The organism is Devosia algicola, from assembly GCF_028816455.1.
GTDB classification, from domain to species: Bacteria; Pseudomonadota; Alphaproteobacteria; order Rhizobiales; family Devosiaceae; genus Devosia; species Devosia algicola.
The window spans coordinates 341273-361017 of record NZ_CP118246.1; the positions used below are offsets into that span (position 1 = coordinate 341273).

Consider the following 19745-nt stretch of genomic DNA (forward strand, 5'->3'; position numbering starts at 1 on the left):
GGCGTTTGTCGAAGGGCTCAATCTTGAAACCCGACCCATCCAATGCGGGTCAAGCCTGCCGATATTGGTCTGCTACTGGCGCCTGGTGATAGACAGCAATTGGATCGCAATCAGATTGCAGTGTTGACTAAACATTTCGATCAACTGGTCGTCCGGACGATCACATCATTGCTTCAACATCGGAAGCTAAATTTTTGACCATCTGGCCAAATATTTAGCTGCGGCTGACTCAGAAATAGCAGCGATTCCAGTGCTTCCGGGATCTGATCACAAAGTCGGTATCTAGGCTCCCATCATGCAGATTTACTCCAATGATCTAGACAAAATGCACGTGGAGTCACGTTCGAGTCACGGCTGTCATGTTAACGACTTGGTAACTTAAGTGCAGGGGTCTTGGTTCAGCCTTGGGGGATAGTTGCGGACCAAATGTGTAGTTAGTATTGGGGGAATGAAGATGACGGTGAATATCGGATCAAATCCGCACCTCGGGAATCCGCCGGGTTCTGGAGTGGGACAAGAAACTGCCGCCCAGATCTTTCTGTTGGCCCCGCAAGGTGCCGCGTTCCAGGGGCTGCATCACGAAGTCCAGCGCCACTTCCCTGCTTTCCATGTAGTCTTTGCTGAGCAATGTCCGCGTCACACAGAGCGTCGGGAATTTGTTCGTCTCATCTTGATTGACAATAGTCGGGATCAGATCGGTTTCGACGAATTGGTCGAATGTCGGCAGTTCTTCCCCAATGCGGCGATCTGCCTGATGGTCGAGCCCGACAGTGCATTTGGACCAGAGACTCGAACGCCTTGTGTCCGATCGGCTCATTCAGGGCATGCTGCCACTCAATTTGCCATTGGATGTCTGGTTGGCGGTAACCTCGCTGCTATTGTCCGGCGGTGAGTACTTTCCCGCCGACATTGTACATCCCGCGCCCTCCGATCATGCTGAGCGTGGTGCCAGCTTGGGGGCGCGCCTCTATCATGAGCCCACCCAATATCGCCAGGCGCCAGTGCCACGGTCGGTACTGGGCTCATTTCGCGCCCAGCCAGGCGGCAACACAGAAGTTGCTGTCGAAGATGAGGCGGACGTTGCTGAGCAATGTTCCGCCGTTGAATCCCTGACAACCCGTGAGCGGCAAATTCTCAGCCTTGTATCGGAAGGGTGTCAGAACAAGCTCATTGCCCACCGCATGTCGTTGTCCGAACATACCGTCAAGGCCCATGTTCACAACCTGATCGCCAAATTGCGGGTCAGCAATCGGACGCAGGCGGCGGCACTGTTTCTTGCCGGCGCAGAGCAGCCGCAGTTCGCGCCGCGCCTCCAGCCAGCATTAAGTGTTGCTGGAAGGTACCGTAGTTAACGCCATGGCCCGCATTGATGATGTTCTCAGGCTGGTCGGGCAACTCAATTATGTTTGGACAAACACGGAGTCACTGTTCATCTATTTGATAGAAATTATGACAAAAACCAACAAAGAAGCTTCAATTGTCATATTTCTTACTCTGAATACGACAAGAGCAAGAATAGATTTGCTGGAACGATTGTCTAAAACAAGCGCTGTTCCGAAAGAAATGCAATCAGAAGTCGGATCGCTAATGTCGCAGCTAAAAAAAGAAGCCAAACTTCGGAATAAGTACAATCACTGCATTTATTCATTCGATGAAAATGGTGAATTTGGCACTACACAACTAATGAGGATCGCGGAATTCAACAACAACATGAAGTATGGAAAGGTGGAAAGCTTGGATGACGACGAGATCCGTAGAATTCAATCTGCCATTACTTCTGTGACAGAAGTGAACAAGGCCATGTGGCGTTTTATCCGTGGCAACGGTATTGTTGCATGATCATGCAGACCAGATGGGAAATTGTTATGTGTAATGTTCCCGAACTTAAAATTCATCGGAACGCCTGGGACATGCACATGACGTCAAGCGTAATTTTTTGATCCGCCCTTTGGGCGATGTAACAGTTAAATTGGCAATTTGTGAGTTTGGGTATGGGGGAACGGGCAGCCAGAGAAGTTGAATTGACGCTGCTGGGGGATTGTTCCTTGGCCGTCGACGGGCACCCCATTGAAAGTGTACCCGCCAATTTTTTTCGCATCGTTGCCTATCTGGCATTAGCGGGCGGCAGGCACGGCAGCGTCACCCGACGTCGAATTCATACAATCATCTGGGGTGAAAGAGGCGAGGCCAAGGCAGCGGCAAATTTGCGGCAGGCTTTGGTGCGCATTCGAAATCTCCAAACCCAACATGGCTTCGAGCTGATCGAAACCGGCCCGGTGACCCTGCACCTGAAGCGCCAGGACTCCATTCGCTGCGACCTTTTGGAACTTCAGCACATAATTGACGAGCAGAAGGAATCGCCGCCCGGTGCATTGTGCGACCTATATCGCGGCGATCTACTTGCCGGCCTCGAAGGCGCCAGCGAGGAACTGGAAGATTGGACCGCCGGGCACCGGCACTATTTTCACATGGTCTTCAGCGAAAAACTCGCCAATGCGGTTTCCTCTGAGTCATATTCGCGCGCTGATCGTAGCCGCTGCGCGGCCCGCCTGCTCAGCATTGACCCCTATCATGAAGATGCCTGCCAGTTCCTGATGCGTGACGCTGCAGAGCATCATCATCTCGACCAGTTGCACCTCTTATATACCAATCTGAGAACGTTGCTGGCCACTGAGCTGGGCATTGCCCCGAGCGCCGAAACCCAGCTGCTTTATCATCAGCTGATGAACCAGAACATTCGCGCCTCGTCGTCCAGACGGTAGCGCCGCCGCCGAACGTTTCAGTCGGTCGATTGTCAATATCATCTGCCAGAAACGACAAAGCCGGCACCCAGGGTACCGGCTGTCATCTGTCTCACTGTGCCCGACAAGCGGGCAGGGCGATTACAGGCCGCGAACAGCGTTGGGAATGTCGGCGCGGGTAATGCCGAGATCGTTCAGCTGGCGTGCGTCCATTGCGCTCAATTCACGAACGGCGCGGCGTTGTGCAACATAGGATGCGATTTTTTTGCGAATGCTCATTTCAGGTCCCCTTCAGGCGTTACGCACTAGATATGTGGAATGCCTACCAAATGAGTAGTCATATGATTGCAAAAGAGGCATGCGTTTTCCGCGTAGCACCAACAGCATGTTGTGGTGCGAAATGTTGGTCAATCGCCAACTCAACGCGCACATAATGTTAATCTTATGGAACGCCTCAGCCGCGTCCGATATAGGGCATTTTTGTGGCCATCACCGTCATGAACTGAACGTTGGCTTCCAGCGGTAGCCCCGCCATGTAAAGCAACGCGTCCACAACGTGGGCAACGCTGAACGTCGGCTCGGGCATCGTGCTACCATCGGCTTGCAACACGCCCCCACTCATATCCCCCGTCATGTCGGTAGCGGTATTGCCGATGTCGATCTGCCCACAGGCGATGCCAAACTGGCGTCCATCCAGCGCGATCGAGCGCGTCAGCCCGGTGATCGCATTTTTGGAGGCGGAGTAGTGAGCGGCCCCGGGGCGCGGCACATAGGCGGAGATCGAGCCATTATTGATGATACGCCCGCCTTGCGGGCTTTGCGCACGCATCAGGCGAAAGGCCTCGCGCGCCACATAAAAGGCACCATTAAGATTGGTGTCGATCATCGAACGCCATTTCTCGACGTCTAGGTCGCCAAAATTGACGGCCGGTGCCGCCTGACCCGCATTGTTAAACAACACATCCAGTCGCCCAAAAGCGCTTTCGACCGATCCAAGAAGACGCGCAACATCCTGTGGAACCGTTACGTCGCAGGTAAAGGCCCGCGCCCCGCTTGCCTCACTTGCCGCCTTCAGTGCATCAGGTCGCCGTCCGCAGATCGCCACCTGGTACCCGGCCTTGCCGAACCCGATCGCCGCGGCGCGACCGATTCCCGAACTGCCGCCAGTGATCAAAATTACTTTGCTTTCAGACATCAATGCGCTCCCCTGCTGGGCTCAATTAATCACCATCCCTTTGCAACGACGCAAGTCCGGTCGCCCGGGAATCGACCAGTCTCCAACCCAAACGAATATCAGCGCGTTGCGCTTCAATTCAATAAATCCCCGGAAACCCTGAATTTTTAACCTTTCATTGACGCCGGTTAACAGCTCGTTGCCGTTTATGTGCTGAATTTGCAACAGCGGATTGGCAACCAACGTGGGAAAGCCCCAAAACCACCTTTGCGTGATTGCGTACGCGTTCTGCATGCGTAGAGTGGGTCTTGCGAATCCATGCATGGGATCGTTTGTCGGTCGCAGCGCGACGGCAACACACTGCACCACGTTAATATAAGTGTGGTCGCGTTTCGACAAACCACCGGACAACCCGGTATCAAATGACTGACTTTGGAGGTCAATAATGAAACTCAAGAGCCTTATTCTCGGTTCTGTCGCTGCTGTCGGTCTCTCGACTGCAGGTTATGCTGCTGATCTGGGTGTCCTCACCTCGCTCGACGTCTGTGACGCGCTCGGCCTTTCCGGCCTGACGATTTCTTCCGAAACCAACTGCCTGCAGATCTCTGGCGGCGTTTCGTATGAATTCAACTGGGGTAACTACAAGGGCAAGTACATCGTCACCAACACTGCTGCTGACGATTTTGACAACAACAACAATCAGGGGCCAGACGCTTCTGACGTGTCCGCCGCTGCAGCAGCTACCATGGGTTCTTACGTAGATCCTACAACCGGTGTAGCAACGCCTTACGCATTCGGTGCGGTCCTGCCTGCTGGCGCGACAATTGTCGTTCCTGCAAAAGCCGCAGTTCCAGCCGGTCTTGATAATGACTGGGAATCACAGCTTGAAGCATGGTTGAAGTTTGTTGGCACTGCCGACAGCGACTTCGGTGCTGCCAAGGCCGTTATCAAGCTTAAGTCCGTTACCGAAACCCGTATCCAGAACGAGATGGAAATCAGTTCGGATGATGATACCGGTGCCGGTGCAACCGCACTGAACGGCAACATCAATACCGATAAGGGCCTCTGGAAGGTTGACGAAGCCTACGTCCAGGTCGGTGACTCCACTGTCATCATGGCTGGTAAGAAGTCCTCGATTGCCAACTTCGGCGACGACGAGCCATTCAACTTCCTCGGCCTGTTCAATTCGAGCGAAGCCGACACCGGCGTTATGTTCAACAAGGACAAGCCCAAGGAAGGCGAAATCTCCATTCAGATCGTTTCCGATGTCGGCAACGGCGTGAAGGTTGGTCTTGGCCTTGAAAACCTCGACGATGGCACCGCCGCTAACGCTGGTACCATTGTTGGTGTAGTTTCCTACGCTGGCGAAAACCTTTCGGCTCACTTGACCGCTCTTGCTGGCGGCGTTCTTGATGGCAACATCGAAGACTACGCAATGCATGCCGGTATCACCGGCACGTTCGATGCGTTCAAGGTTCGTGGCGCATTTGCTGCCAACCACAACAATGCAGCCAATCTCACCTACTGGAACGGTCTGCTGTCCGCTCAGGGCACGTTCGACATGTTCACCATCGCCCTCTCGGGTGAATTTGCCGGTGCTACCGCCCGTAATACAGACTACGGTATCGGTGGTTCGGTTGGTGCAACTGTTACCGACGGCGTCAAGATCAACCTTGGCGGTCGTTACTACAACAGCAACAATGGCGCCGGCTTTGACGGCTACCAGGTCGCTGCTCAGTTGGTCGCTGCTGTTACCGAAACGCTTACCGCTACTGGTGAGATCGGCGTATACGGCACCAACAACCCCGTACCAAATCCAGGCAACACCAGCCAGACCGACTTCTACGGTTCGGCTCAGCTTGCTTGGGCTCCAGGTGGTGGTTTCACTTCGTCCCTCAAGGGCGAAGCGCACCAGAACGGCGCTTACAAGGTTACCTTCAAGGCTGCAAAGTCCTTCGAATAAGCCTGACTCGCTTTGGCGAATTGAAAGGCCCGGCGCAAGCCGGGCCTTTCTCTTTTTTGTGCGACCGATTGCCAGAATCATTGATTCTCTTGCAAATTCGGCCCTGCGCAATTCCAGCGCATACTCAGCAATTTAATCCATATCTATCAATATGTTACGTCTATCATTTTGATTTAATTTACCGGCAAAATGCATTAGCCTAGCACCGTTGCGGCTAGCTGTTCGGATTTCAAATGTTCAAGACCTTTGCTCGATGGATCGTCCCCGGTGTCGTGGTCGTTCTGGGCGGTACCGCCTTGTCGACGCTTGCAACTGAGGGCAGCGTCGCGACCGACTTGCAGACCCGCGCTGCCGCCGACCTGTCGTCCCACGGTTTCGACTGGGCTGAGTTGCAGGTCAGGGGACAAGATGCTGTGCTGGCGGGCACCACCACCGACCAGCCGACCGCCGCCGCAGCAAAATCCGTTGTCGCCAGTCTTTTCGGCATCCGTACTGTCGCAACCGACATCGAAATCGCTCCACTCGCCAAGCCGTTCACCATTTCGGCCTCGTTGGACGCCGGCTCGGTAACTCTGGCCGGTGGCGTCCCCAATATTGCGGTGCGTGACCAGTTGGTTGCTATCGCAAAGCCCTCAAGCGATTTGCTCGCTGTGCGCTCTGGCGCACCCGAACGGGACAAATGGCAATCTGGAGTCCATTTCGCCCTGCAAAAATTGCAATCTCTTGATGAGGGCAAAGTCGAACTATCGGATCTGACCCTGCGGGTCTCCGGCCGCGCAAAAACCGAACGCGCCTACGGCGAAATATTGGCGTCACTTCAACGCGATACCCCTGCCGGAATTGCCCTGGGCGATGTCACCATTGCACCGCCATTGGCCACTCCCTATGAATGGTCTGCCCGGTTTGATGGCAATACGATCGCGATTAGTGGCTATGCCCCCGATGAAAACCTGGTTGAACGTTTCCGTGTGGCCGACAGTTCAGGATTTCCCGTCGCCACCGGCATTGCACTGGCCTCAGGCGCCCCGGCGGATTTTGCGCGCAATACCCAATTGCTGCTGAAAAATTTAATCCGGCTTGATCATGGTACGGCCACTATTATCGATGGTCACCGCACGCTGACCGGCGCGCCGCCAGACGCGCGAACCGCTGAAATCATCACCGATGAGTTGAAGCCAAGCGGTACGATTGTCGTTCTGGAACCGCCTAACGTCAAAAATTATCAGCTTAACGCAACTCGAAACGCCGATGGACAACTCCTGTTTGAAGGTTATGCGCCTGATGAGGCGACCCGGGAACGCCTGTCGAATCTGCCGGGCGCGGACGTCAGCCGGGTTTCACTGGGCCGCAATGCGCCGCAATATTTCCAATCCGCACTGGATTTTGGCGTCGCGGCGCTGCAGAAAATGTCCACTGGACATTTTGAAGTGCGGGGGCAGGCAATAGGACTAAACGGCACCGCCGATACATCGGCAAATTACAAGGCGCTGTTGCAGTTGCAAAAAAACGGGGCGCCGCAGGGCTTTGAGTTCGTTGGTTTCGATATTACCGCACCGGTCGCAGATCCATTTTTATGGACCGCCGATAAGCGGTTATCTGGGGCGGTCGACTTGTCGGGCTACTTTCCTGATGAAAAAACGCAGTCAAAAGTCGTTGCTGCAGTGGCATCCTTGGAGGCCGATCAGACCGAACTTGCATCCGGCGCCCCAAACGACTTTATATCCTCGGCGCTAACCGGGTTGAGCCTGCTCAACGAGGTAGAGCTAGGCTCGCTTGCCTTTGACGGCAACAATTGGAGTCTGTCGGGTCAACTCGCCAACGACGCTCAAATCGCTGACCTGCAAGCAGCTTTTGCTGCACAGGGCCTGGATAGTGCGGGTTGGACACTGTCCCTGACCGGCCCTGAACCCGTTGCAGTCACCCCCTATATCTGGTCCGCAACGCGCGCTGCCGACGGCGCGGTAACCCTCTCCGGAAATGTGGCAAGCGCTGACTTGAAGCGGAATCTCTATCTCAGATCTGGCGACCAACCTACTGATACTTCAGCAGTTTCTGTCGGTGCACCCGACAACTTCGCTGCCAGTGCCAGTGCTGGACTGCGTGCCTTGATGCAATTGGATAGTGGCGCACTTAAATTTGATGGTACGCGGTGGACGCTCGCCGGTGACGCCGATGAGACCGTCGCAACCGACCTGCTTCCCGAACTTGCGTCGGACGTCGATATCGCGGCCTGGACAGTGGACATCAGTCAGCTAGAAGCGAAGCCAGCTCCAGCCCCGGCCAAACCCTATGTCTGGTCAGCAAGCCGAGACGCGGACGGCAGGGTAAAATTAAGCGGAATGGTTCCGACTGACAGCCTGAAACGATTCCTGGCGGTACGGGCAGGCGACGAGAGTCAGAACGATTTGACCATAGCTGCCGATGCGCCCGACCATTTTAGCGACGACACGCTGGCGGCGCTCGATGCGCTGGGCCAACTTGATAGCGGTATTGTTGCCTTTGACGGGACCGCGTGGTCGATCAATGGCCAGGCGACCGAAGCGGGCCGGGCAGGCGTTGACGCCTCGTTATCCGCCGCGGCAACACCAGCGATCGACTGGACCCTTAATATCAAAATCACGCCCGAAATCGTGGCACCGCAAATGGAGGCTAAGGTTGATCTGCCTGCTGAATCTGCTGAAGCCAAGCCGATAGTCAAACCGGTCCCCTCAGCGCCCGAAATTGACCAAAATTATCAATTTGGCGCCAGCCGCGATTCAGACGGCAACGTCAACTTGACCGGTACCGTGCCTACGGCGGCGGCGAGAAGCTATTTTGGCGTCATATCAACCGCATCTACGCAAAATCTTGACATTGCGCCGGACGCGCCAGAAGCTTTTCTTCGCGCTGCCGAGGTCGGTCTGCGCACCCTGATGACCCTGTCCAATGGCACCCTGAGCCTTAAGGGTGGCGCGTGGTCACTGGCCGGAAAGGCGCCGAACGAGGTGGGGGCGGAGACCGCGAGGTCCAATCTGGCGGCCCTGCCAAATGCTGCCGACTGGACCGTCGATATTGCCGCGCCGACCGCGCTGGAAAACTGTCGCGCCACCGTTCTCGATTTTTCAACACAGCAGTCAATTCTGTTCCAGTCCGGCGCCGCGCTGATTTCCGCCAATTCAAAGGCTGCGCTGGATATTCTGGCGGCTGACCTGGCCATGTGCCCCGACACGATTGTGCAGATCGAAGGGCATACTGACGACGAAGGTGATGCCTCACTCAATCTTGCCTTGTCAGTGGCTCGTGCCGAGGCTGTCGTTGCCGCCTTGATCGAGCGCCACGTTCTCGCCGCGCGTCTTTATGCAGTCGGTTTCGGTGAGAGCCAGCCGATTGCGTCCAACGACACCACTGCTGGCCGACGGCAAAACCGCCGCATTGGTGTGACAATTCTCGATCAGCATTATTGATTGGGTGACGATGTGAATATGAACGCACTGCTCTATCTGGCGCAGCATATGTGGCCATTTCTTGCAGTCGCTGCCGTCGTCGGCCTCGTTGTCGGTTGGCGTAACGGTAAATCACGGGCCTAGGGCAAACCAGATGTTCAATTTCGCCTATCTCGCTGAAACTGCCCTGCTGCTGTTGGTGGCCTATTTGCTCGGTTGCCTGATAGGTTTTGTTCTGCGCCGATTATCAGAGCCACGAGTTGTCAAAACGCAACCATCTACCGCGCCAGCACCGGCGCCGGCGCCCAAACCGGTCGCAACGCCGGTGCCAACACCAAGGGCGGAGCCTGCGCCTGCACGTGATCGACCGCGTAGCGCCGCAGTCAGGTTAGCGATGAGTTCTCCCCCTGAACCCGATACCATACCGCCTCCGCCGGCTGAGACTGTGCCTGCAAGCGTGGCCACAGATCCGACACCTGAAGCATCGAAAACATCGGCACCATCGCCTGCCGATCCGCTCAAGGCCGAAAAGAAAAAGACCGCGAGAAAACTCAAAGCCGCACAGGCCAAGCCACGGCGAGCCGCAAAACCGATGGACCCGAAGCCAGCGTCACTCAAAGCACCCCGCGCAGCGGGCAAGGATGACCTCAAGAAAATCAAGGGGATCGGTCCAAAAATTGAATCAACGCTAAATGATCTGGGTGTCTTCCATTTTGACCAGATCGGAAAATGGACCAAGGCTAACGCCGAGTGGATGGATACTCATCTCAGCTTCAAGGGACGGGTCGCTCGCGAAGACTGGATTTCTCAGGCCAAAAAGCTGGCCAAGACAAAATAGCTTGTGCCGCCAGGCACCGTGTCGATCAGGACCGTTCGATCTCGGCAACGAATTGCGCCACCGCTTGCACCTCGTCCAATTGATCGAATAGGGCAGGCGAGCCTTGCCCCTGAATCGAAAAAACCCGTGCGTCCGGGCGTCGTTTGGTCATTTGGTCAAATGTATCGCGCCGGACCTGATCGGTGAGTTGGGTGCGCATGAGCATCAGCGGCACGCGCGCCAATGCGTCAAAATATTGCCATTGCGCCACCAGCACATCATCATGGTGGAACGCTTCCAGAGCGGTAATGAGCCGTGGATCATAAAGCGGCCGCGCGCGACCGCGTTTATCCAGATAATGGCTGCGCCCCATCAATATTTGGACATGTGTGTCGTTGGCGCCGGGGTAGTCGCCCTGCAACATGCGTCGAAAACCCTGTGATACGGCACCGGTGCCCCGCAAACTCTCGATGTGCTGCACATTTTGGCGCAGCCGCACCAGTCCACGAGAATCGGTAACCGGTCCGATGTCGACCAGCACCATGCCCGCAACAAGTCCGGGGCGTTGCGACCCCAAGAGCATGCTGACTTGGCCGCCATAACCCTGTCCCAGAAACACTGCTCGCTCTATGCCGAGCGCGTTTGCGACATCGCCAACATCGCGCGCGTCCCGTGGCGAGCCATACTCCTTCTTGTCGGCCCGATCACTCGAGCGCCCGCGCCCCCGCAAATCAAGCAACACCAGCGGCTGTTTCGTGCCCGCCCCATGATGGTAGAGCGTTCGAAACTGGGTGAAATCGCTCATATTGCGATGATAGCCAGCCAGGCAGATCAGAGGCACGGTGTCGCTGGAAAGCGTGCCAGAGACATGCACCGCCACCGTAGCTGCACCCTTGTCCAGCGTAACCATTTGTACGGGCAACCCGGCAAAGGCAGTATGATCGGCGGGAATTTTGCGCTTACGGGCCATCGGGATCGCTTTGCTGATGAACACCATCAAAGGCTTACCCTTGCCCGCAGCGGTCAGGCAAGCCGCCATTGGCTGGATAAATGTCAAACTGGCGTCGATTATTCGATCTTGCGCAACGCCTGGGTAATGGTCAGATCATTGTGTCCAAGCCGCTCCCGATAGACAAGGTAATTGCCCAGCACACGCTGCACATATTTGCGTGTTTCCTGAAACGGAATGAGTTCCACCCAGATGACCGGGTCAACATTGTCCAGCCGCGGATCGCCAAATGCACGTATCCATTTGTTGGCGTTGCCCGGCCCCGCATTATAGGCGGCTGCCGCCAATACCAGCGATCCATCATAACGCGTCAGTTGGGCGCCGAGATAAGTCGAGCCCAGCAATGCGTTATATCGAGCGTCGCTGGTGAGTTTGGCCTGCGAATAATCGACACCCGCAGCTTTGGCCGTATCCTTGGCCGTGCCCGGCATGAGTTGCATCAATCCGCGCGCACCTGATCTTGAAACGGCATCGATCTGAAAGCGCGATTCCTGCCGGGTGACGGCATAAACGGCCGCGCGATCTGCAAATACCTGTGCATCGGCGGGAATGCCGTCTTTGGGATAGCTGAACAGATCCAGCGGAATACCTCGTTGTTCGGCGGCATCGGCAATTGAAATCGCCAATTGGTGGGCCCCAATCTCCTGCGCCAATCGCGCCGCCAGCAATAGTTCGCCGCCATCGGTCAGATTGGTGCCGAAATAGCGCAGCAATGGCTCCGCCAGATTGTCGTGCCCGTTGGCGGCAAACAGCTTTACTGCGCGCACCACTTCGCGGCTATTGAAGATGCTTTCACTCTGCCGCCAGGCGGGTAGGGGGCGTAGCGCAACACCATGCAGTCCAAGCTCGGCCCGCGCCAGCAGTCCATAGTATACCATGCCGTACTGGGCAGCTTTTTCGTATGCGGCCTTGGCGCCAGCCGCATCGCCCAATTGTGCCTCGGCGCGGCCTAGCCAGTAGTTGGATTGGGTGATGGTGTCGGGCAGCGTCGACATGGTGCGCATCTTGAGGAAATGCGCTTTGGCGCTATTGGCGTCATGCAAAAATGACAGCGCAATCCACCCGGCGTGAAAACTCGCATCCACCATGCGCCCTTCGGGCCCGTCGGCGTAGCCAGCAGCCGCTACATAGGCTGTGGTCGCCTTGCCCGCACTCAATGCCGCACGCAATAAGGTGCGCCGCTCATACCACCAGTCCTCAGCGTCCGGCAGTTCGCCAGTTGCCTTGGCCAACCAGTCCACCGCGCTGTCGAAAAGTCCAGCCTGTCGCGCGCGTTGTACTCGCGAAAAATATAGACTGGATTGGTCTGAAGGCTGGGATCAACCTTGTCGAGCAGGGCCTTGGCGTTCGCGTCGTTTCGCGAGACGGCGGCGCGCGCCACAACCAGCGATTGTTGCGCGGCACTCAAAAACGGCATCAGCCGTTCGCTGCCGCTGGCCCGGTCGTTCATCATCAAATGGACGGCGCGCGCCCAATGCGCATCCCGGTCCAAAAGACCGCCCAAGTCGCTCAAAACCTCGGACTCCTGCGCGCCCGTCAGATAATTGTCGACCCAAATGCTGCGGGTCAGCTTGGCGGCGCGCTCGGTTTGGCCAGCCTCCAGATAGGCCGACGCCAAGGCGATCTGCCCGTCGATCGTGTTGGGCACCACGCCGCCAAGATGCTTTATGACATTTTCCGCGGTCGGCGACTCGGTGGTCAGCGACTGTTCTATCCGCGTCTGGTAAAGGCCGGGCGAGGAAAAGTCGGGCGCATCCTTGGCAAAGCGCTCAATGCTGTCGGAATCGATTTTGCCAGCGTTAAAATAGATTGCGGCCCACTGAATGGCACGTCTCTCAGCGTTGTTGGCGAGGCCTTTGGCGCTCGCATAGGCCTCGGCCGCATTGCCATTGTCGAGCAACTCCAGCGCCGTGCTGAACCCGGCAGATGCCTGGGGTACCACCTTTGGAATACTCGCATTGGCGTTGATGCTGCCGGTAACTGTGGGGTCAACGGTCTCGTTGGATACTGCGACGGGCAGGGGCACCAGGCACGTGGCGCCGAGCAACAATACAAGCAATGGACCTGCAACACGGTATTTCATTCGGTGTCGTTCCAGTTTCAAACTCGTGACCGACAGGTTGCCCCCAGCCTTGCGGTTAAATCCTGATTTACGCTATCTGAGTGAAGATATGGTTGCATCGGCACCACCCAGTGCGCGTCGCCTGCTCGATGTTGCTTGCCTTCCCTTGTGGTGCATCATAACAAAAAGTATGGTGCGCCACTTGGTTGCGCCGACCTGGCGCAGCCGCCAAATTGACATTACCCCGCGGCACAAGTGTGGCGCACATCAAGGAAAAGCAGACAAATGCTCCGAGGTTCTATTCCGGCACTCATGACCCCCTTCTCAAACGGGGCCGTTGATGAGAAAGCCTTCTCGGCATTTGTCGACTGGCAGATACAACAGGGCTCGCATGGCCTGGTGCCGGTGGGCACGACGGGTGAAAGTCCTACCGTTACCCATGAAGAACATCGCCGGATTGTTGAAATCTGCATCGAGGTGACCAACAAGCGCGTGCCTGTTGTCGCTGGTGCCGGTTCCAATTCGACCGCCGAAGCCACTTCTCTTGCCAAATTTGCCGAAGCCGCAGGCGCCGACGCGGTATTGTGCGTCGTGCCCTATTATAATCGTCCCAATCAAGAGGGATTGTTCCACCATTTTTCCGCGATTGCGGGCGCCATCGGCCTGCCCATCGTACTTTATAGCGTGCCCGGTCGCACCGTGGTGGATCTGACCGTCGATACGATTGCGCGCCTGCACGAGGCGCATTCCAACATCATTGGCGTCAAGGATGCCACCGCCGATCTTGGTCGTGCCAGCCTGACCCGTGCCCGCCTTGGCAATGATTTCATCATGCTCTCGGGTGAAGACATGACTGCCCTGGGTTTCAATGCGCACGGCGGCACCGGTTGCATATCGGTCACCGCCAATCTTGCGCCGAACCTGTGCTCCCAGATGCAGGAGGCAACACTGGCCGGCGATTTTCCTAGTGCCATTCAAATTCAGGACAAGTTGGTGCATCTGCACCGTGCGATATTTATTGAGCCAAATCCAACGGGCATCAAATACGCCGCCGAGCGCCTTGGTCTGTGCAAGAATGAGTTGCGCCTGCCACTGGTGCCCATTGCCCGGTCGACCGAGCAAACAATCGACGCCGCGCTAGCGCACGCCGGACTGATCTGAGCCTCGGATGGCCCCCAAAAATGACAAATCAAAATCTGGCGTTATCAGTCACGGCCTCGTGGCTGAAAATCGACGCGCACGCTATGATTATGAGATCATCGACACGCTCGAAGCTGGCTTGGTTCTGACCGGGAGTGAAGTCAAATCACTGCGGTTGGGTAAGGCACAAATCACCGAATCCTACGCGTCGCCCGAAGGGGGCGAGCTTTGGTTGATCAATTGCCATATTCCAGAGTTCGTCCAGGCCAATCGCTTCAATCACGACGAAAAACGTCACCGCAAGTTACTGGTGTCACAAAAGGAACTGACGCGTCTGGACGCTGCTGTGTCGCGCGCCGGCAATACGATCGTGCCGCTAAAGCTCTATTTTAATGATCAGGGGCGCGCCAAACTCCTGATTGGCTTGGGCAAGGGCAAGAAAAACTACGACAAGCGCGAAACGGAACGCAAGCGCGACTGGAATCGCGACAAGGCGAGAATCATGAAAGACGGCGGACGAGGCTGACCCGACCTCAGCGCATTCTTAATCGTCCTCAGTGGCGGCAATATTGCGGTCCTGATAGGGAACCGCAGCCCGCCCCACGGTCTTGGCAAGGTCTGCGACATCGAGGAAGAAATCTGCCTGCCGGCGCAGATCATCCGAAATCATCGGCGTTGAGGTTGTCAGCGTTGACACCACGGTGACCCGCTTGCCCTTGCGCTGTAGTGCCGCAACCAACGCGGTAAAGTCACCATCGCCAGAAAACAGCACCATATGATCGAAGTGGGGGGCCATCTCGAGGGCATCCACCGCCAGCTCAATGTCCATATTGCCCTTCACCTTGCGCCGCCCTGTCGCATCGGTGAATTCCTTGGCTGCCTTGGTCACAACTGTATAGCCATTATAGTCAAGCCAGTCGATCAGCGGTCGTATTGATGAGTATTCCTGATCTTCAATCAGTGCGGTGTAGTAGTAGGCCCGTAGCATATAGGCTTTGGACTGAAACTCGGTCAGTAACCGACGATAATCGATGTCCGTGCCAATAGCTTTTGATGTGGCATATAGATTAGCTCCATCAATAAACAGAACAATCTTTTCACGGGGGTCTATGGCCATCTAGCCTCCTGACTGTGTCATCTTAAAATTCCCGACGACCCAGCTTATGTCTCGGATAATAGGTTGGAATGGTTGCAATTTGCAACATCGCTTAAATTCGCTATTCGCACATTACCGTCATCTATAGCAAGTACGCCATGAGGCCAAGAAAACTTGTCATTGCTAGGGCGCTCGTGTATGGAGGGCGCTCTTTCCATAAATATTGGAGACGTCCGTGGCCCGCGTCACCGTTGAAGACTGCATTGAAAAGATCGAGAACCGCTTCGATTTAGTACTCATGGCCGCCCATCGCGCGCGCATGATCTCCTCTGGCGCACAGATTACCGTAAGCCGCGACAATGACAAGAACCCGGTCGTTGCCTTGCGTGAAATTGGTGATGGAGCCATTTCGCCTGAAGATTTGCACGAAGACCTTATCCATTCGCTGCAGAAATACGTTGAAGTTGACGAACCCGAAGAACATGCAGCACCGCGCCTGGGTGCCGGTTCTGACAATGATGATTCGATCACCTTCGACACCATTAGCGAAGACGAGCTGTTGCGCGGTATTGAAAGCCTCGCCCCACCCGAACGACGTGATGACTAACCACCGTCCACCGCAGGTGGAAATCGCTCCAGTGGAGCGATTTAAGGTGGTTAGGCCCGTAGAGCTATGCTCGCAGGGCGAGTTCCAGACCGCAGGTGGGAAATCGCTCCAGTGGAGCGATTTAAGGTGGTTAGGCCCGCAGAGCTATGCTCGCAGGGCGAGTTCCAGACCGCAGGTGGGAAATCGCTCCAGTGGAGCGATTTAAGGTGGTTAGGCCCGCAGAGCCTATGCTCGCAGGGCGAGTTCCAGACCGCAGGTGGGAAATCGCTCCAGTGGAGCGATTTATGGCCATTTTGGTTGGCGACGCATCGGTCGGTCAAGATAAATGAAAAAGGGCATCAGACTCTGGTCTGGTGCCCTTTTCGTTTGCGCGATCAACGGTTAAGTTGGGATGTTAGCAAGAGCGCCCACCCATGATGCGTCAATACGAACTTGTCGAACGAGTTCAGGCTTATAACCCGAACGTCGACGAGCAGCTTTTGAATAAAGCCTATGTCTATGCCATGCAAAAGCACGGCTCGCAGAAGCGCGCCTCGGGCGATCCGTACTTCAACCATCCCCTTGAAGTGGCGGCAATCCTGACCGATCTCAAGCTTGACGATGCGTCCATTGCTGTCGCCCTGCTACACGATACCATTGAGGATACCGACGCTACCCGCACCGAGATCGACACAATGTTCGGCGCCGAAATCGGCGCCATTGTCGACGGGCTGACCAAGATTGACCGACTCAATCTGGTGTCGCGCGAGGAGGCTCAGGCCGAAAATCTGCGCAAACTGTTGCTGGCGATTTCCAAGGACGTCCGTGTACTGCTGGTCAAGGCTCGCGGACCGCCTGCACAATATGCGCACGCTTCATTTCATGCCGGTCGAAAAACGCGACCGCATTGCTCAGGAAACCATGGATATCTATGCCCCGCTCGCCGGGCGCATGGGTATGCAGGACATGCGCAATGAGCCTGGAGGACATCGCTTTTCGCATCCTCCAACCCGACCATTATAACGCCATCACGGCGCGCCTGTCCGAAATGCAGTCGGAATATAGCGAGACGATTGCCTCGATCAATGAGGAGTTGATGGAACGCCTGGACGCCGAAGGCATCGTCGGACGGGTCAAGGCGCGCGTCAAATCACCGTTCTCGATTTTTACCAAGATCGACCGCAAATCCATCGCCCTGGAACAGCTCTCCGACATGATCGGTTTCCGCGTCATCGTCGGCACGGTAGAGGATTGCTACCGTACCGTTGGCGTCATCCACACCAAATGGAAGGTCGTGCCGGGTCGCTTCAAGGACTATATCTCTGTTCCCAAGCATAATGACTATCGCTCCATTCATACCACCATCGTCGGCCCCGGTCGCCAGCGCGCCGAGCCTGCAAATCCGTACCGAGGAAATGGACCGCATCGCCGAATTCGGTATCGCCGCGCACGCGCTATACAAGGATGGTGCATCCGCTGACATGAGCCGTCTGGAGCAGGAGAGTCACGCCTATGGCTCGCTGCGTACGACCATCGGGCACTTGACCGCCGGCGCTTCGAGCGAGGATTTCCTCGAATATACAAAGCTTGAGCTGTTCCAGGATCAGGTTTTCTGCTTTACCCCTCGCGGTCGCCTTATTGCCCTGCCACGCGGCGCCACCCCGATCGACTTTGCATACGCCCTGCACACTGACATTGGTGATACCTGCGTTGGCGCCAAGATCAATGGCTCGATCCTGCCGCTGGTGACGCAGTTGCGCTCCGGCGATGAAGTGGAAATCATCCGCGACCAAAACCATTTGCCGCCATCCAACTGGATTGGCATTGCCGCAACCGGCAAGGCTCGCGCCGCCATTCGTCGCGCTGTTCGCAATGCCGCCGCCCAACGCGCCAATGCTTTGGGCGAACATGTTCTCGGCATGATGCTGGAACGCGAAGGCGTTTTGCTCGACGACGAGGAAGGCAAAAATTTGGCCGAAGCGCTTGGCTTTCCAACTAAGCGCGATCTGTTGATTGCGGTGGGCGAGGGCAAGATCGGTGCCGAACCACTCGCCGAGGAACTGGCGGCGGTCAAGGGCTTGCGTAAACGTCGCCGCAAGATGGATTTGCCCGTCGCCAACACCGCTGACGGCTGGTTCGCGCTGCGCGCCACTGATCAGTTCAAGTTCCGCGTGCCCGGCGGCCAACGCTCCGGTCCACGCGCCAAGGCCGCACTGGCGCAACTGGATTTTCACCAGCAGATCGAAATTTCCAGCGAGGGGGTCGTGCCCGGCGATCGGCTCGTCGGCATTATGCAGCCCGACATGCCGCTGCGCATCTTCCCCATCCATTCGGACGCGCTTGTCGCCATGCATGATAGCGACGTCGCATGGGTTGATGTGCGCTGGGACATTGGCGACAGTGATCATCTCTATCCGGTCGTCGTCACCATGGAGTCGGTCAACCGACCCGGTTCTCTGGCGCAGATTTCTTCGGCAATTGCGGCCTGTGACGCTAATATCAACAATCTGGTCATGCGCATGATCTCCCCGGATTTCCACCACATGATCTTTGAGATCGAGGTGCGCGATTTGGCCCAGTTGACGGATGTGTTGGCAACGCTCAAACGAAGCCCCGGCATCTCTGCGGCACAGCGTGCCAGCGTCAGCGAAGCCAGCATGATTTCGACCCTTGAGTGGGACGGCGCCAGCGAGATGGAGAAATAGGCATGACCAAGGACGAAGTTTTGGCGGTGTTCCGCTCCTGTGACGCCATTCTCGAGGGTCACTTCATTCTGTCCTCCGGCCTGCGTTCGGCCACGTTTCTCCAAAAGACTCTGGTCTTCCGCCAACCGGACAAAACTGAAATTCTGTGCAAGGCACTGGCCGAAAAAATCCGCGCCGCTGGCTACAATGATATTACCCAGGTGGTGTCCCCTGCCGTCGGTGGCATCATTCCGGGCTATGAAACGGCCCGCCATCTTGGCCTGCCTGCCATTTATACCGAGCGGGTTGACGGTAAATTCGAGCTGCGGCGCAATTTTTCGGTGGCACCCGGCGAAAAGGTCATAGTGGTTGAAGACATTGTCTCCACCGGCCTTTCAATCTGCGAATGTATCGACACCATCAAGGCACTGGGTGCCGACGTGGTTGCCGCCGCCTGTATCATTGATCGCTCGCAGGGCAAGGCCGACATCGGCGTGCCGCTCGTGTCGCTTATTGAATATGAGGTTAAGGCCTACTCACCGGACGATCTCCCGCCTGAACTGGCCGCGATCCCGCCCGTCAAACCCGGCAGCCGTGGTATTCAGGGGGTAGGGGCGTGATCATCGGGCTGGGCTCCGATCTCTGCCAGATCAAACGCGTCGAACAAACCCTTGCCCGCTTTGGTGACCGCTTTACCAGCCGATGCTTTACCGAGATTGAGCGTCGCAAGTCCGACCGACGTGCCCAGCGCGCCGCCTCATATGCCAAGCGGTTCGCCGCCAAGGAAGCCTGTTCCAAGGCGTTGGGAACCGGTCTAAATTTTGGCGTTTACTGGCGTGATATGGGCGTGGTCAACCTGCCTACCGGCAAACCAACCATGGCCCTGACCAACGGCGCGGCCAGCGCACTGGCCCGCCTTGTGCCACCCGGGCATGTGCCCCACATACATTTGACGATTACCGACGATGCCGGGCTTGCGCAGGCCTTTGTCATCATCGAGGCGCTTCCAGTTGACCCAAGCGGCGCAAAGTTCTAACCACAACGCCTGTAA

Annotated in this window: 19 protein-coding genes and 1 pseudogene; 12 read left to right on the forward strand and 8 right to left on the reverse strand. The window is 56.4% G+C overall.

Translation table 11 applies throughout. The features are described 5' to 3' along the window. Positions 1 to 472: 472 nt before the first annotated feature. A complete protein-coding gene (locus PSQ19_RS01765) occupies positions 473 to 817 on the reverse strand; it encodes a hypothetical protein (protein ID WP_282219372.1) in 345 nt (114 codons plus the stop codon). Between PSQ19_RS01765 and PSQ19_RS01770 the strand changes: the two genes are divergently transcribed. The 3 genes from PSQ19_RS01770 to PSQ19_RS01780 all read left to right on the forward strand — a co-directional run bounded on the left by PSQ19_RS01770 (position 801) and on the right by PSQ19_RS01780 (position 2762). Then, on the forward strand, positions 801 to 1352 hold the full coding sequence (locus tag PSQ19_RS01770; RefSeq protein WP_282219373.1) for a helix-turn-helix transcriptional regulator: 552 nt from the start codon (positions 801 to 803) through the stop codon (positions 1350 to 1352). The genes PSQ19_RS01765 and PSQ19_RS01770 overlap by 17 nt on opposite strands. 4 nt (positions 1353 to 1356) lie before the next feature. Continuing rightward, positions 1357 to 1839, forward strand: a complete 483-nt coding sequence (locus PSQ19_RS01775; protein WP_282219374.1) for a hypothetical protein — start codon at positions 1357 to 1359, stop codon at positions 1837 to 1839. Positions 1840 to 1991: 152 nt separating this feature from the next. Beyond that, positions 1992 to 2762, forward strand: coding sequence for an AfsR/SARP family transcriptional regulator (locus PSQ19_RS01780; protein WP_282219375.1), 771 nt, complete (start codon positions 1992 to 1994; stop codon positions 2760 to 2762). 120 nt (positions 2763 to 2882) lie between these two features. On the opposite strand, the gene PSQ19_RS01785 is transcribed toward PSQ19_RS01780, so the two are convergent. From PSQ19_RS01785 to PSQ19_RS01795, 3 genes are all read right to left on the reverse strand, one after another. Next, on the reverse strand, positions 2883 to 3020 hold the full coding sequence (locus PSQ19_RS01785; protein WP_282219376.1) for a DUF1127 domain-containing protein: 138 nt from the start codon (positions 3018 to 3020) through the stop codon (positions 2883 to 2885). A 175-nt stretch (positions 3021 to 3195) separates the two neighbouring features. Beyond that, positions 3196 to 3936, reverse strand: coding sequence for an SDR family oxidoreductase (locus PSQ19_RS01790; RefSeq protein WP_282219377.1), 741 nt, complete (start codon positions 3934 to 3936; stop codon positions 3196 to 3198). A 21-nt stretch (positions 3937 to 3957) separates the two neighbouring features. Next, positions 3958 to 4371, reverse strand: a complete 414-nt coding sequence (locus PSQ19_RS01795; RefSeq protein WP_282219378.1) for a hypothetical protein — start codon at positions 4369 to 4371, stop codon at positions 3958 to 3960. On the opposite strand from PSQ19_RS01795, the gene PSQ19_RS01800 reads away from it, so the two are divergent. The 3 genes from PSQ19_RS01800 (at position 4361) to PSQ19_RS01810 (ending at position 10138) form a co-directional block, all read left to right on the forward strand. Further along, on the forward strand, positions 4361 to 5878 hold the full coding sequence (locus PSQ19_RS01800; RefSeq protein WP_282219379.1) for a hypothetical protein: 1518 nt from the start codon (positions 4361 to 4363) through the stop codon (positions 5876 to 5878). The two genes, PSQ19_RS01795 and PSQ19_RS01800, sit on opposite strands and share 11 nt — an antisense overlap. Positions 5879 to 6111: 233 nt before the next feature. Next, a complete protein-coding gene (locus tag PSQ19_RS01805; RefSeq protein ID WP_282219380.1) occupies positions 6112 to 9321 on the forward strand; it encodes an OmpA family protein in 3210 nt (1069 codons plus the stop codon). A gap of 424 nt (positions 9322 to 9745) precedes the next feature. Further along, positions 9746 to 10138 carry a hypothetical protein gene (locus PSQ19_RS01810; protein ID WP_282219381.1) on the forward strand — a complete coding sequence of 131 codons (393 nt, stop codon included), beginning with the start codon at positions 9746 to 9748 and terminating at the stop codon, positions 10136 to 10138. A 25-nt stretch (positions 10139 to 10163) separates the two neighbouring features. Here the strand turns inward: PSQ19_RS01810 and PSQ19_RS01815 are convergent, their stop codons facing one another. From PSQ19_RS01815 to PSQ19_RS01825, 3 genes are read right to left on the reverse strand one after another with little or no spacing between them, the layout of a single operon-like run. Further along, entirely contained in the window at positions 10164 to 11174 is a 1011-nt protein-coding gene (locus tag PSQ19_RS01815) for an alpha/beta fold hydrolase (protein ID WP_282219382.1), read from the reverse strand. An 11-nt stretch (positions 11175 to 11185) separates the two neighbouring features. Then, on the reverse strand, positions 11186 to 12358 hold the full coding sequence (locus tag PSQ19_RS01820) for a lytic transglycosylase domain-containing protein (protein ID WP_282219383.1): 1173 nt from the start codon (positions 12356 to 12358) through the stop codon (positions 11186 to 11188). After that, the gene (locus PSQ19_RS01825) at positions 12280 to 13209 is read right to left on the reverse strand and encodes a hypothetical protein (protein WP_282219384.1); all 930 of its coding nucleotides are present in this window, start codon (positions 13207 to 13209) and stop codon (positions 12280 to 12282) included. The genes PSQ19_RS01820 and PSQ19_RS01825 overlap by 79 nt, the downstream gene beginning before the upstream one ends. A gap of 264 nt (positions 13210 to 13473) precedes the next feature. Between PSQ19_RS01825 and dapA the strand changes: the two genes are divergently transcribed. Together dapA and smpB are read left to right on the forward strand one after the other, a co-directional pair. Next, positions 13474 to 14349, forward strand: coding sequence for a 4-hydroxy-tetrahydrodipicolinate synthase (gene dapA / locus PSQ19_RS01830; RefSeq protein ID WP_282219385.1), 876 nt, complete (start codon positions 13474 to 13476; stop codon positions 14347 to 14349). A 7-nt stretch (positions 14350 to 14356) separates the two neighbouring features. After that, positions 14357 to 14854 (forward strand): SsrA-binding protein SmpB, encoded by a 498-nt coding sequence (gene smpB, locus PSQ19_RS01835; protein ID WP_282219386.1) that lies wholly within the window; start codon positions 14357 to 14359, stop codon positions 14852 to 14854. Positions 14855 to 14872: 18 nt separating this feature from the next. Here smpB and PSQ19_RS01840 read toward each other — a convergent pair whose 3' ends face one another. Next, the gene (locus PSQ19_RS01840; RefSeq protein ID WP_282219387.1) at positions 14873 to 15445 is read right to left on the reverse strand and encodes a LabA-like NYN domain-containing protein; all 573 of its coding nucleotides are present in this window, start codon (positions 15443 to 15445) and stop codon (positions 14873 to 14875) included. Between the two features lie 214 nt (positions 15446 to 15659). Between PSQ19_RS01840 and rpoZ the strand changes: the two genes are divergently transcribed. The 4 genes and pseudogenes from rpoZ (at position 15660) to acpS (ending at position 19730) form a co-directional block, all read left to right on the forward strand. Further along, the gene (gene rpoZ / locus PSQ19_RS01845; RefSeq protein ID WP_282219388.1) at positions 15660 to 16031 is read left to right on the forward strand and encodes a DNA-directed RNA polymerase subunit omega; all 372 of its coding nucleotides are present in this window, start codon (positions 15660 to 15662) and stop codon (positions 16029 to 16031) included. Between the two features lie 413 nt (positions 16032 to 16444). Next, positions 16445 to 18715 (forward strand): annotated as a pseudogene (locus tag PSQ19_RS01850) (RelA/SpoT family protein). A gap of 2 nt (positions 18716 to 18717) precedes the next feature. Then, positions 18718 to 19314, forward strand: a complete 597-nt coding sequence (gene pyrE / locus PSQ19_RS01855) for an orotate phosphoribosyltransferase (protein WP_282219389.1) — start codon at positions 18718 to 18720, stop codon at positions 19312 to 19314. After that, the gene (acpS, locus tag PSQ19_RS01860; protein ID WP_282219390.1) at positions 19311 to 19730 is read left to right on the forward strand and encodes a holo-ACP synthase; all 420 of its coding nucleotides are present in this window, start codon (positions 19311 to 19313) and stop codon (positions 19728 to 19730) included. The genes pyrE and acpS overlap by 4 nt, the downstream gene beginning before the upstream one ends. Positions 19731 to 19745 lie beyond the last annotated feature (15 nt).